This is a genomic window from Glycomyces luteolus (assembly GCF_027622875.1).
GTDB lineage: Bacteria > Actinomycetota > Actinomycetes > Mycobacteriales > Micromonosporaceae > Glycomyces > Glycomyces luteolus.
On the sequence record NZ_JAPZVP010000002.1, the window covers coordinates 36,176 to 49,655 of the forward strand.

The following is a 13,480-nucleotide window of genomic DNA, read 5'->3' on the forward strand; positions in this document are numbered from 1 at the left end:
AGGGGCGGCCGGTGCGGAGTGCGGCGAAGGTGGCCCGGTCGGCAAGGGCCGCGACACAACGGCGGGTGCCGAGCGGGGCTTCCCGCTCGGCACCCGCCGTCCTGTCCTAGTCTTCCTTGCCGCTGTTGAGGCCGACCTTGATGCGGCTCATCACGGCGCTGTCGGCGAGCGTGGTCACGTCGCCGATCTCGCGGTCTTCGGCGATGTCGCGCAGCAGCCGCCGCATGATCTTGCCCGAACGCGTCTTCGGCAGCTCGGCGACCACGATCACCTGGCGCGGCTTCGCAATGGGCCCCAGCGTGTTCGCGACGTGCTTGCGCAGCTCCGCGAGGTGCTCGGGGCTCGAGTCCCGCCCGCCGCGCAGGATCACGAACGCGACGATGCCCTGCCCCGTCACCGGGTCCGAAGCGCCGACGACCGCGGCCTCCGCCACCGTCTCGTGGCTCACCAGCGCGCTCTCGACCTCCGTGGTGGAGATGTTGTGCCCGCTCACCAGCATGATGTCGTCGACGCGGCCGAGGAGCCACAGGTCGCCGTCGTCGTCCTTCTTCGCGCCGTCGCCGGCGAAGTACAGGCCGCCGAACCGCGACCAGTACGTGTCGATGAACCGCTCGTCGTCGCCCCAGATGGTGCGCAGCATCGACGGCCACGGCTCGCGGATCGCGAGGTAGCCGCCACCGCCGTCGGGCACCGACTCGGCGCGCTCGTCGACGACGTCCACATTGATCCCCGGCAGCGGCCGCTGGGCCGAGCCGGGCTTGGTCGAGGTGACGCCCGGCAGCGGCGAGACCATGATCGCGCCGGTCTCGGTCTGCCACCACGTGTCCACGACCGGGCACTTGCCGCCGCCGATGTGCTCGCGGTACCAGACCCACGCCTCGGGGTTGATCGGCTCGCCGACCGACCCGAGCAGCCGCAGGCTCGACAGGTCGTAGCGGGCCGGGACGTCGTCGCCCCACTTCATGAACGTGCGGATCGCCGTCGGCGCGGTGTAGAGCGTCGTCACCTTGTACTTCTCGACGATCTCCCACAGCCGCCCGGTGTGCGGCGTGTCGGGCGTGCCCTCGTACATGACCTGCGTGGCGCCGTTCGACATGGGCCCGTAGACGATGTACGAGTGCCCGGTGACCCAGCCGATGTCGGCCGTGCACCAGTACACGTCGGACTCCGGCTTGAGGTCGAACACCGCGTGGTGCGTGTACGACGCCTGCGTCAGGTATCCGCCCGAGGTGTGCAGGATGCCCTTCGGCTTCCCCGTGGTCCCCGACGTGTACAGGATGAACAGCGGGTGCTCGGCGTCGAACGCCTGCGCCGCATGCTCATTGGAGGCCTTCCCGACCGTCTCCTCCCAGCGGACGTCCTTGTCGGTCCACTCCACGTCCTGGCCGGTGCGGGTGACCACCAGGACCTTCTCCACCGACGGGCACCGCTCCAGCGAAGCGTCCACGGTCGGCTTGAGCGCCAGCGGCTTGCCCTTGCGGAACCCGCCGTCCGCGCAGATCACGAGCTTCGCGCCCGCGTCGTCGATGCGGCTCGACAGCGCGTCGACGCTGAAGCCGCCGAACACCACCGAGTGCGGGGCGCCGATGCGCGCGCACGCCAGCATCGCCACCGCGGCCTCGGGGATCATCGGCATGTAGATGACGACCCGGTCGCCCGCGCCCACACCGAGGTCCGTGAGCGTGTTCGCGGCGCGCTTGACCTCGTCGAGGAGTTCCGCGTACGTGACGGCGCGGCTGTCGCCCGGCTCGCCCTCGAAGTGGATCGCCACCCGGTCGCCGAGCCCGGCGTCCACGTGCCGGTCCAGGCAGTTCGCCGCGACGTTCAGCTCGCCCCCGGTGAACCACTTCGCGAACGGCGGGTCGTCCCAGTCCAGGACCCGGTCCCAGTCCTTCGACCAGTCGAGCCTGCGGGCCTGGTCCTCCCAGAAGGCGAGGCGGTCGACCGCGGCCTTCTCATAAGCGGCCGCGGTGACGTTCGCCTGCGCGGCGAACTCGGGGGACGGCGGGAACGTCCGGTCCTCCGAGAGCAGGTTGGCAAGCGTCTCTTGCGGGGTTGATGCCACGGGTATTTGCTCCTTACAGATCTACGCGCCAATGCGCGACTGTGAGGCGGGTCTATGTTCGGCAACACTACCGCGACGAACACGCCATGAATACGGGCGGCCGCGGCGGCACCGGCATCTGGGCCCTGCCCTCGCCGAACGGCCCGCGGGCGGTCGGCGGGCGGCCCGCGAAAGGGTGCACGGCCGCGCCTCGGGGGCGGTGCGGCGCCGATTCGGGAGGTATCGTCGGACCGGTGCACGATCCTGGACGACGACACCATCCTGTGACTGCCCTCTAGCCCGCCCAGTGCGCCGTTTGCGCGCTCCGCCCAAAAGGTAAGGTTCCGCCCGTGGATCCTCTCGCGCCTCTCCTCGAACTCTCCGAGGTTGCCGACGCCCTTGAGAACGCCAGAGCCAACGTGGACCGGATGCTGTGGCACGAGGCCCTCCGCGGCGGCGACGAACTCGTCGCGGCGGAAGTCGCCCTGCACAGCGCCTCCGCGACGCTGGCCCTCGACGGGTACGACTGCGACGTGGAGCGCCTGCGCGACCGGGACTTCGACGACCCCGCCGTCAGCGGTGTCCTGCGCGTCGGCGAGGCCCTGCCCGGCCTCGCCCCCATGTGGCCGGTCTCGCCCCGCTACGTGCTCGCGAAGCTGCACACCCTGGCCACCAAGGAGTTCCCCGACGCGGGCGTCGACTTCGAACCCGGCCGCATCGAGGTGGACGAGTCGGGGATGAACCGCATCAACGCCCTGTGCGCTCTGGTCACCAACCCCACCAAGGAGATCCCCGCCGCGATGGCCGCCGCCGTCGTCCACGGCGAGCTCCTCGCGGTGCGCCCGTTCCCGGTGGCCAACAACGTGGTCGCCCGCGCCGCCGCGCGCCTCGCGCTGGCCAGCAAGGGCCTCGACCCGAAGCTGCTCATCACCGTGGACGCCGGGCACCTCGAACGCGCGCCGGAGTACGTGGGCGCGCAGCGCGCCTGGTCCACCGGCACGCCGGACGGCGTGCGGTCGTGGCTGAAGCACTACGGCAAGGCGCTCACCGCGGGCGCGGCGGAGACCCTGCAGATCTGCACCGAGCTGATGAAGGACGCGAGCTAGGCGTCGTCCCCGGCGAGTTCGGCGCGGAGGCGCTGCTTCTCTTCCCTGCGGCGCTGCGCGGCCGCGTCGATGTGCTCGATCATGGCCAACTGCTGGCGGCGCAGCAGCGTGAACCCGACGACCATCGACGCGAGCAGGCCGATGGCGAGCGCGGCCAGCGCGTTGATGAAGAACATCAGCGGCACGGCGACGATCGCGATGATGGCCGCGCGGCTCAGGAAGTACTTGGCGATCGGGTTCATGCGACCCGCTCCTCTCCGAACGCTTTGATGCCCGCGTACCACAGCGGGCCGTAGACGAGTGCGGCCGCGAGGCCGCCGAGGCCGCCGGTGAGCATGGGCGGCCATGCGGTCGGCGCGATGACGGCGACCGCGAATCCGGCGGCGAGGCCGAGGAGGACGCCGACCAGCATGAGGCCCCAGCGGGCCGCGCCCGTGTAGCGCCGGAACTGCTCGGTGTACACCCACACGGTGGGCAGGGCCGCGATCCAGCCCGAGGTGTTGCCGAAGGTCCGGCCGGTCGGGAGGACGAACACCAGGTCGATGATGACGAGGACGACCGCGCCCATCACGAAGTAGGCCAGGGCCGTGCCCAGGAGCTGCCCGAGGGTCTCGACCTTCGGGCGCTCCTTCTCGGACGGTTCGCCTTGCGCCACTAGAACTTCACCGACTGCGGTTCGGCTCGGCGCTCGCCGATCGTCTGCGGCCCTTCGTATTCGCGCACGACCTCGTAGCGGGTGTTGCGCTCCACCGGCTGGAATCCGGCGTCCCGGATGAGTTCGAGGAGGTCCTCGCGGCCCATCTTGTCGGGGGTCCCGTAGTCGTCGGCGTCGTGCGTGATCTTGTACTCAACGACCGAGCCGTCGAGGTCGTCGGCGCCGAAGGACAGCGAGAGCTGCGCGACGTCGAGGCCGTGCATGACCCAGAAGCATTTGACGTGGTCGAAGTTGTCGAGGAGCAGCCGGGAGACCGCGAAGACCTTGAGAGACTCGGCCGGGCTCGCCATGGTGGTGCGCGCCTGGAGCTTGTTGCGGACCTTGCCGTCCTTGGAGTCGTGGAAGTCGTGCTGGTAGCGCAGGGGGATGAACACGGCGAAGCCGCCGGTCTCGTCCTGCAGTTCGCGCAGGCGCAGCACGTGGTCGACGCGGTGGCGGGGCTCTTCGATGTGGCCGTACAGCATCGTGGCCGGGGTGCGCAGGCCCTTCTGGTGGGCGAGGCGGTGGATGCGCGACCAGTCCTCCCAGTGGCAGGCGTGGTCGACGATGTGCTGGCGGACCTCCCAGTCGAAGATCTCGGCGCCGCCGCCGGTGAGCGACTCCAGGCCGGCCTCGATGAGCTCGTCGAGGATCTCGTCGGCGCTGAGGCCGGAGATCTTCTCGAACCACTGGACCTCGGTGGCGGTGAACGCCTTCAGATTCACCTGCGGGAGGGTCTCCTTGAGCGCCTTGAGGACCCGCGGGTAGTAGCGCCAGGGGAGGGTCGGGTGGAGGCCGTTGACGATGTGCAGCTCGGTGGGCGCGTCGCCCTTCATCTGCTCGGCGAGGGCCACGGCCTGCTCGACGCGCATCGTGTACGCGTCGGTCTCGCCGGGCTTGCGCTGGAACGAGCAGTACGCGCAGGACGCGGAGCAGACGTTGGTGAGGTTGAGGTGCCGGTTGACGTTGAACATGGTCCGGTCGCCGTTCTTGGCGGTGCGGACCCCGTGCGCGAGGCGCCCGAGCCAGGCGAGGTCGTCGGTCTCGTAGAGGCCTACGCCGTCCTCGAAGGTCAGCCGCTCGCCGGCCGCGAGCTTCTCTTCGATGCCGGCCTTGAACTCGGCGTTGTCGTCCATGGCGCTCCCAACGTTGTGGCGTTTCCGCCAGGGTAGCGCCGCCGGGACGCGGTGCAGGGAGCGCACGTTGCGTGGTGTGAGGCCGTGAACGCGAACGGAGGGTCGCGACAAACCGAACACTCCGAGGTCCCCCCGACGCAATCCTCTCCCGAGGGTCCGACATCGGGCCGCCGCCGGTGCGCGGACCACCCGGCATGGTGTGTTCACCGACACGACACCGGAGTGGCGGGCAACCGCAGATGCGAGGCTTGCGTGTCTTCGGTACAGTATTCGTGGCCTCCCCCACAGAAGGACACCTCACATGCGCGTTACACGGTTCGGTGCCCGAGTGATCGCCGCCGCCGGCGCGGCCGCCGTAGTCTTCGGCGGCGCCATGCCGGGGTTCGCCGAACCCGGCGTCACCGTCCCCGACGACGGGAACCGGCCCGCCGGGACCGCGTCCGACGACACCCCGATCACCAACCCCGCCACCGCGAACGGCCCCCTCGCCGCGCAGATCACCGCCGCCGAGGCCGATGTGGCGCAGCTCGCCGAGCAGACCACCGCCGCGCAGGAGGAATGGCTCCAGCGCGAGACCCGCCTCACCGACGCGCAGACCGACTGGGCCGCAACGCTCGCCGAACTCGAGACCGCCCAGGCCGCCCTCGACTACGCCGCGGGCGAGGCCTACGCCGACACCGCCGGTCAGCCGGACACCGAGCTCCCCGACCTCACCGGCCTCGTCCCGCTCGGCGGCGAATGGGACCTCCCCAGCCTCAACGCCGACTTCGAGGACGCCGCCACCGCCGAGTCCGTCGCCCGTGCCACCCTCGACGCCGCGACCCTCTCCGCCGACCGCTCCGAGGGCCGCTACACCGTCCTCGACGCCGAATTCGACCGCGCCCAGGCCGCCCTGAACGAGCTCATCGCGGACAACCGCGAGGAACTCGAGAAGCTCGAGGACGAACGCGAAGCCGCCGCCGCCCAGCACTCCGGCGACTTCTCGTCCGAAGTCGACGGCTGGGACGCCGCCCCCGAGGCGAAGAAGGCCGTCGAGTACGCGCTCGCCCAGCTCGGCGACCCGTACGTGTGGGGCGCCGAGGGACCCGACGCCTTCGACTGCTCCGGCCTCGTCCAGTCCGCGTACGCCTACGCGGGCGTCTCGCTGCCGCGCGTGGCCGCCGACCAGTACAACGCGACCCGCGACAAGCCCGTCGACACCGAGAAGCTCCTCCCCGGCGACCTCCTGTACTGGTGGGACGACCCCGGCAACTGGCAGTCCGTCTACCACACCGGCATGTACCTCGGCGACGGCAAGATGGTCGTCGCCCCCCGAACCGGCGACGTGGTCAAGATCAGCTCGATCTTCTTCGAGAACTTCGCCGGCGCGCACCGCGTCGTCGACGCCGTCAAGACCGACCCGGACGCCGAGGACCCGACCCAGTCGCCCGGCGACGACGACCCGACGACACCGTCGACGCCGAGCCCGCGTCCCACCACGACCTCCCCTGACGACGAGACCAGCTCGCCCGACCCCGATCCCACCGAGAGCGAAACGCCTTCGCAGTCGCCCTCCCCGACCCCCTCGCAGACCCCGTCCCCGGACGACGAGACGCCCTCCGGCGACGGGCAGGACTCCCCCGAACCGGCCACCGCGGACGCGGATTCCGGCACCCTGACGCGTGATCCCGAGGAATAGGGGTACTGCACGGTAGTGGGAAGGCGCGCACGGAACGCCCACGGTAGATGGCACGATGGTTGTTGAGTTGCCCGAACGACGCTCCAGCCCCAAGGAGGCTCCGTGGACGGAAACAGCTGTAGCTCCTGCGGCCAGCGACTGACGTCCGGGCAGCGCCGCTGCCCGCAGTGCGGAGCGCCGCTGCCCCCGCCGCTCGGGGGTTTCCCGGCTGAATCCGGACCCTACGGCGCATCGGGCTCGTACGCCGCCCCGCCCGCGGCCCCCGCGTACGGCGCGGCCGCCGTGCCGCAGTACGCGCCGCCTGGCGAACCCGCCTACGCCCCGCCCCAGGGCTTCGCGCCGCCGAACCCGGCCTACGGCTCAGCGGCCGTCCCCGAGCCCCACTACGCACCGCCGGGCGCCTACCAGCCCACCGCCGACCCCTACGCGAACCAGGGCCACGCCGCGGTCCCGCCCCCGCAGTACGGCCATCCCGGCCAGCCGGGCGCGAACCCGCCGCCCGGATCGCCGCCCGCACCGCACTACGGCGCCCCCGGAGGCTGGGCCCCGCAGGCCGCGCCGCCCGGCATGCCCCCGCAGGGCCAGGCCCACGGCGCTGCCGCCGTCCCGCAGTACGGCGCCCCCGGCCAGTACCAGGCGCCGCACTCCGGTTCGGCCCAAGTGCCGCCCTACCCGCAGCAGGGCATGGCCTCCGGCTCGGCCGCGGTGCCCCCGTACCCGGCGGCCCCGCAGCCCTATCAGCCGCCGCAGCCGTACCAGTCCGCGCAGTCGCTGCCGCCCGTGGCGGCCATGCCGCCCGCCTCGGCCCCGCTCTCACCGCCGGCACCCGAACCCCAGTACACGGCCCCGCCCGAACCGGCCGCGGCCACGCCGTTCGCCGAGCCGCCCGCGTCCTCGCCGGTGACGGGCCCGCCCTTCGCCTCCCCGGCGGCGACCGGCGGCTTCAGCCTGCCTTCGACCGAGTCCGGCGCGTTCGCCGCATCCGGTCCGGCCCAGCCGGGCCTGCCGGAGCCGATGCCCGACGGCACCCAGATCCTGCGGATCAGGCCGAACGCGGCGCAGCCGCCCGCTCCGGCGCCGTTCGCCGACCCCGAACCGCCTGCGCCGCTCGACGCCGCAGCGGACGCGGCGCTGGCCGCCGGTTTCAGCGTGCCCTCGGCCGACAACGTCCCCGGCGCGGCCTACTCGGCGCCGGTCCCCGCTCCCGCGGTGATTCCGAGCCCGCCTCCGGTCGACGACGAGCCGCAGGCCGAGCCCTCGCCCGACCTGCCGCTGAACGAGGCGCACTCGAGCGCCGACGACGCGCCGTTCGACGAGATGCCCGCGGCGCCGGCTGTGTCCTTCAGCGTCCCCGAGTTCGACGCCCCCGCCGCTTCGGTGCCCGCCGCCGGGGGCCCGACGGTGGTCGAGGCCGTCGAGGAGGACGACGACGGCGGGTTGGACGACCTGCCCGACCCCGATGACGACGATGACGACGTCGAACTCTCCGTTGAGGAAGAGGCGTCACTGGCCGGTCTGGGCGACGACGTGCCCGGCGAGTCGCTGCCGCCCGCCCCCGCCTCGGCTTCCGGAACCGGGTCCGATGAGGACGAAGCTCCGGAGATCGAGCCCGTGCTGGACGCGGCGCTCGCGGAAGCCGCCGCCGTCGAGGCGCCGACCCCTGGGGCGGACCTGGCCGCGGCCTCGTCCGATGCCGCCGAAGCGTCCGAGCCCGAGACGGCCGATGCGTCCGAGCCGGTCGACGTCGCGGCGTCCTCCGAGGCCTCGTACGCAGTGGCGTCCGATGCGCCCGCCGCCGGGGGCCCGACGGTGGTCGAGGCCGTCGAGGAGGACGACGACGGCGGGTTGGACGACCTGCCCGACCCCGATGACGACGATGACGACGTCGAACTCTCCGTTGAGGAAGAGGCGTCACTGGCCGGTCTGGGCGACGACGTGCCCGGCGAGTCGCTGCCGCCCGCCCCGACCGCCGATGAGCCGCTCGCGGACGCCGTCCCCGCTGCGGCCGTAGCCGAAGCCGTGGAGTCGGGCGCGACCGTGCACGAGGAGGCGCCGTTCGCGGACGCCGAGCCGCCGGTGCTGTCCGATTCCCAGCCGACCCCGCCCGGGCCGCTGCCCGACCCGCTGCCGGGTCCGGAACCGACGCCGCCGCGGCCGCCGGAACCCGGGCCCCCGCACCCGGAGCCCACGCCGCCGACCCCGCGCCCGGAGCCCGTGCCGGAACCGACGCCGCCGCAGCCCGGTCCTACGCCGCCGCAGCCGGAGCCGCTGCCGCCCAATCCCGAGCCCGGCCCGCCGATGCCGCGTCCCGAGCCTTCGCCCGTGCCGTCGCCCGAACCGCCGCCGCCGAACCCGGAACCGGCCCCGCCGATGCCGCCGGCTCCGCCGATCCCGCTCGTGAACGACAGCCCGTTCTCGGACGCGGCCCCGATCGAGTACCCGGAGCCGACGCCCGAGCCCGTCGCGACAGCGGAGGACGCTCCCGAGGAGGGCCCGAAGCAGGCGGTCGACCCGGCGCGCAAGAAGATCGTGAACGCGCCGGACATCAGCCTGTTCGAGGAGCCTTCGACGAAGACCGGCGCGCAGCAGCTGCCGACGGCGAAGCCGGTCGTGGAGACGGACGGCTTCCGGCCCGGCCGCGCCAGGGTCGCGAACCTGCTCGACCGGTCGGAACTGCCGGAGCACATCCCGCTCCCGCGCCCCACGGTCTACGGCGCCAAGCCCGCCGACGGCGAGGAGTGACGCGAGCCGGGCTCGCTCCCCGCGGGTCCGGCTTCCAGCCCGCCGACGATGACGAAAGTGCGCCGCGCCGGGGGCTCGCTTCCCGCGGGTCGGCTTCCGGCCTGCCGACGAGTGACCGCGCCGGATTCGCTCCCCGCGGGTCCGGCTTCCAGCCCGCCGACGATGACGAAAGTGCGCCGCGCCGATCCGGCCCCGCCGCCGGGTCGGCGCCACTCTTTCGGGCGACAATCCGGCCGGGAGGCCCGTTTTCTGTCGTACCCGGGCGGGATATTTGCAGCGGACCCTGCTTTCCCCTCTAGCGGTGGGTGGGGGTTCGGGACGGCCCCCCAGGGAAGGCGAAAACCGCGGCGGCGCGGCCCGTGATCGCGTCCGCCGCAGTCCAGGTGCCGTGGCCCGGCGAGCGCCGAGTGTCCCGCTTCCCGCGGTATTCGCCGAAAACGCGTCCGCCGTCCCGGGTCGCGGTTCATCCTGGTGCTGACGGGCCGCCGATGCGGCCCTCGAGCTTCGCGGGGCGGGCCGTCGCCGGCCCGCCGCCGCGCGATCGGGGAGGGTGAGGAACATGGCGGAACGCCGTGCCAAAGTGACCACGGAGGTCGGGATCCAAGCGCGGCCCGCGACGGTCTTCGTGGCGACCGCGGGCGAGTCCCGCACCGACGTGCAGATCGCGAAACCGGGCGGGGAGCTGCACGACGCCAAGTCGATCCTGGCGGTGCTGACCCTCGACGTGCGGTCCGGCGACGAGATCGTCCTCACCGGCGACGACGAAGCGGTCCTCGACCGGCTCGTGGACCTGGTCAGCGGGGACTTCGACACCGGCGGCGCCGACATCGGCGACATCGACGAAGCCTGACCGCCGCGGCCTCCGGGCCGGACGGTCCCACCATCCGGTCCGGTTCGCCGCCTTCGGTGATGTCGGCGACGCCGCCCCCGCTCACCTACCTCCTAGCCGCGCGACAGGCTACGGTCGAAGCTGTGAACATCGCACGGCGCCCCAGGGTCGGCCACATCGCGTTCCTCAACTGCCTGCCCATCTACTGGGGACTGGCGCGGACGGGCGCGCTCCTCGACGTCGACCTCCACCGGGCCCCGCCGGACGAGCTCAGCCGCCTCCTCGTCGCCGGCGACCTCGACATCGGACCGATCACCCTGGTCGAATACCTCCGCCACTCCGGCGACCTCCTCCTCATCCCCGACCCGGCCGTGGCCGCGGACGGCCCGGTCCTGAGCGTCAACCTCGTCACCAAGACCCCGCTCGCCGAGCTCCCGGCCGCCCCGCGCGTCTCGCTCGCCTCCACCTCCCGCACCGGCGTCCTCCTCGGACGGATGCTCCTCGAGGACCGCTACGGCCGCAAGCCCTCCTACACGGTCACCGAGCCCGACATCGAGTCCGCGCTCCGCGACGCCGACGCCGCCGTCCTCATCGGCGACGAAGCCCTCCACGTCTTCCACGCGCACCGCACCCCCGAACCGGGCGGCCTGCACGTGCTCGACCTCGCCGCCGAATGGAAGGACTGGACCGGCCTGCCGATGGTCTTCGCCGTCTGGGCCGTCCGCCGCGAGTACGCCGAGGCCCACCCCGGCATCGTCAAGGACGTCCACCTGGCCTTCCGCGACTCCGTCCAGCGCAGCCGCGAGGAGATCGGCGAGGTCGTGGCCTCCGCCGCCCGCTGGGAGCCGTTCCCGCCCGCCGCGCTCGCGGAGTACTTCGAGCGCCTCCAGTTCGGCCTCGGTGAGCGCCACCTCGCCGGGCTGCGGGAATTCGCCTCCCGTGCGTCCCGTTATGCCGATATAGCCCCGCTCCGCGCGGACGGCCCGGAGTTCTTCGAGACCCCCGGCGGCATCGGCGGCGCGCGCATCGACCCAGAGCCCGAGATCCGGCTCTGAGAAATCCCGAGACGGACGACGAAGGGACCCTGCTGTGGCCGTCGAGCTGAAGAAGCCCCGCAAGAACCGCCCCGCCTGGCACAAGCTCACCGTGAGCCGCGTCAGGCCGCTCACCGCGGACGCCGTCGAGGTCACCCTCGCCGTCCCCGAGGAGCTCCGCGAGGCCTTCGACTTCAAACCCGGCCAGCACCTCACCTTCCAGCGCGTCGAGGCCGACGGCGCCGAAGTGCGCCGCTCCTACTCCCTCGCCTCCACACCACGCGAGCTCGCCGAGCACGGCACGCTGCGCCTGGGCATCCGCTCGATCCCCAAAGGCACCTTCTCCGGGTACGCGAACCGGCAGCTCCTGCCCGGTGACGTGCTCGAAGTCCTCCCGCCCCTCGGCAACTTCTGGACCGAGATCCGCCCCGACCGCCACTACGGCTCCGTCGTCGCCGGTTCCGGGATCACCCCGATCATCGCCATAACGACCGCCGCCCTCGAAGCCGGCGCCACGGTGACCCTCCTGTACTCCAACCGCACCGAGGAGTCCACGATGTTCGCCGCGGAGCTGCGCGGACTCCAGCGCGAGCACGGCGAGCGGCTCCGCCTCCACCACGTGCGCACCCGCGCCGAAGGCGACTCCCCGCTGCTCACCGGGCGCCTCACCCCCGAACGGCTCGTCGAGGCCATCGCGACCGGGCTCGTCGACCCGCACGAGGTCGACGAGTGGTTCCTCTGCGGCCCCTACGAGATGGTCCTCGGCGTCAAGGACGTCCTCGAAGAGGCCGGGGCGCAGCGCGTCCACACCGAGCTGTACACCGTCTGAGGCGAGACCCACGAGTCACTGCGCGCGGGCGCACTGTCCCTGAAGGCACCGCGGCGATACGCTTCGTGCATGGCCGAGATTGACGATGTCCTCGCCCGCGCCGCCGACGGCGGCGCCATCAGCGCCGAGGAAGCCCTGCTGCTCTACACCGAAGCGCCCTTCCACCCCCTCGCCGAGGCCGCCGACGCGGCCCGCCGGCGCGTCATCGGCGACAACATCGTCACCTACATCATCGACCGCAACATCAACTACACGAACGTGTGCGTCACCGCGTGCAAGTTCTGCGCGTTCTACCGCGCCCCCAAGCACGACGAGGGCTGGGCGCACCCGATGGAAGAGGTCCTTCGCCGCTGCGGCGAGGCCGTGAACCTCGGTGCGACGCAGGTGATGCTGCAGGGCGGGCACCACCCGGACTTCGGCGTCGAGTACTACGAGGAGCTGTTCTCCTCGGTCAAGCGCGAATACCCCGAGCTGGCGATCCACTCGATCGGTCCCTCGGAGATCGCGCACATGTCGAAGGTCTCCGGCGTCGCGATCGACGAGTCGATCCGCCGCATCAAGGCCGCCGGGCTCGACTCGATCGCGGGCGCCGGGGCCGAGATGCTCCCGGTGCGCCCGCGCACGGCGCTCGCGCCGCTGAAGGAGTCGGGGGAGCGCTGGCTGGAGATCATGGAGGCCGCGCACCGGCAGGGCCTGGAGTCGACGGCGACCATGATGATGGGCACCGGCGAGACGGCCGCGGAGCGGATCGAGCACCTGCGGATGATCCGCGACGTGCAGGACCGCACGGGCGGGTTCCGGTCGTTCATCCCGTGGACGTACCAGCCGGAGAACAACCACCTGAAGGGACGGACGCAGGCCACCACCCTCGAGTACCTGCGGCTCTTGGCGACCGCGCGGCTGTTCTTCCACAACGTGAAGCACCTGCAGTCCTCGTGGCTGACCACGGGCAAGGCCTCAGGCCAGCTGAGCATGCACCTGGGCGTGGACGACCTGGGCTCGATCATGCTGGAGGAGAACGTGATCTCCTCGGCGGGAGCCCGGCACCAGTCGCGCCTCTCCGAGCTCATCGGACTGATCCGCACGGCCGACCGGATTCCGGCGCAGCGCAACACGCTCTACGAGCGGATGTCGGTCCACTGGACCCCGGAGGACGACCCCACGGACGACCGGATCCGCTCGCACTTCTCGACCATCGTGACCGAGCTGCAGATCCAGGCGAAGTAAAACGTGAACGGAGCGCCCGGGGCACATCGGACATCGATGGGTCCCCGGTATCAGCCCTGACTCATGGGTACGACAAGGCAGCGGGGGGGGGGGGGCGGGCGGGCCCCCCCCCCCCCCCCCCCCCCCCCGCGGGGGGGCGGGGGGGGCGCGCTACGTGGGGG

The 13,480-nt window shown here is 72.2% G+C and carries 11 protein-coding genes; 7 read left to right on the forward strand and 4 right to left on the reverse strand.

The features are described from left to right. Nucleotides 1-106 precede the first annotated feature (106 nt). On the reverse strand, nt 107-2,065 hold the full coding sequence (acs, locus tag O1R50_RS02210; RefSeq protein WP_270108217.1) for an acetate--CoA ligase: 1,959 nt from the start codon (nt 2,063-2,065) through the stop codon (nt 107-109). 329 nt (nt 2,066-2,394) lie between these two features. On the opposite strand from acs, the gene O1R50_RS02215 reads away from it, so the two are divergent. Continuing rightward, nucleotides 2,395-3,150 carry an oxidoreductase gene (locus O1R50_RS02215; RefSeq protein ID WP_270108218.1) on the forward strand — a complete coding sequence of 252 codons (756 nt, stop codon included), beginning with the start codon at nt 2,395-2,397 and terminating at the stop codon, nt 3,148-3,150. Here the strand turns inward: O1R50_RS02215 and O1R50_RS02220 are convergent. Genes O1R50_RS02220 through mqnE form a run of 3 tightly spaced genes read right to left on the reverse strand, consistent with a single transcriptional unit; the run spans nt 3,147 to nt 4,980 of the window. After that, entirely contained in the window at nt 3,147-3,392 is a 246-nt protein-coding gene (locus O1R50_RS02220; RefSeq protein WP_270108219.1) for a hypothetical protein, read from the reverse strand. The two genes, O1R50_RS02215 and O1R50_RS02220, sit on opposite strands and share 4 nt — an antisense overlap. Further along, entirely contained in the window at nt 3,389-3,805 is a 417-nt protein-coding gene (locus tag O1R50_RS02225) for a hypothetical protein (protein WP_270108221.1), read from the reverse strand. The genes O1R50_RS02220 and O1R50_RS02225 overlap by 4 nt, the downstream gene beginning before the upstream one ends. Then, the gene (mqnE, locus tag O1R50_RS02230; RefSeq protein WP_270108222.1) at nt 3,805-4,980 is read right to left on the reverse strand and encodes an aminofutalosine synthase MqnE; all 1,176 of its coding nucleotides are present in this window, start codon (nt 4,978-4,980) and stop codon (nt 3,805-3,807) included. The genes O1R50_RS02225 and mqnE overlap by 1 nt, the downstream gene beginning before the upstream one ends. A 301-nt stretch (nt 4,981-5,281) precedes the next feature. On the opposite strand from mqnE, the gene O1R50_RS02235 reads away from it, so the two are divergent. The 6 genes from O1R50_RS02235 to mqnC all read left to right on the forward strand — a co-directional run bounded on the left by O1R50_RS02235 (nt 5,282) and on the right by mqnC (nt 13,319). Then, complete coding sequence (locus O1R50_RS02235) at nt 5,282-6,658, forward strand: C40 family peptidase (protein WP_270108223.1); 1,377 nt, start codon at nt 5,282-5,284, stop codon at nt 6,656-6,658. 102 nt (nt 6,659-6,760) lie between these two features. Next, nucleotides 6,761-9,400, forward strand: coding sequence for a hypothetical protein (locus O1R50_RS02240; protein WP_270108224.1), 2,640 nt, complete (start codon nt 6,761-6,763; stop codon nt 9,398-9,400). Between the two features lie 559 nt (nt 9,401-9,959). Next, a complete protein-coding gene (locus tag O1R50_RS02245) occupies nt 9,960-10,250 on the forward strand; it encodes an HPr family phosphocarrier protein (RefSeq protein WP_270108225.1) in 291 nt (96 codons plus the stop codon). Nucleotides 10,251-10,372: 122 nt separating this feature from the next. Continuing rightward, entirely contained in the window at nt 10,373-11,284 is a 912-nt protein-coding gene (locus tag O1R50_RS02250; RefSeq protein WP_270108226.1) for a menaquinone biosynthetic enzyme MqnA/MqnD family protein, read from the forward strand. 34 nt (nt 11,285-11,318) lie between these two features. Then, the gene (locus O1R50_RS02255; protein ID WP_270108227.1) at nt 11,319-12,092 is read left to right on the forward strand and encodes an FAD-binding oxidoreductase; all 774 of its coding nucleotides are present in this window, start codon (nt 11,319-11,321) and stop codon (nt 12,090-12,092) included. Nucleotides 12,093-12,161: 69 nt separating this feature from the next. Continuing rightward, nucleotides 12,162-13,319, forward strand: a complete 1,158-nt coding sequence (gene mqnC / locus O1R50_RS02260) for a cyclic dehypoxanthinyl futalosine synthase (RefSeq protein ID WP_270108228.1) — start codon at nt 12,162-12,164, stop codon at nt 13,317-13,319. Nucleotides 13,320-13,480: the final 161 nt, after the last annotated feature.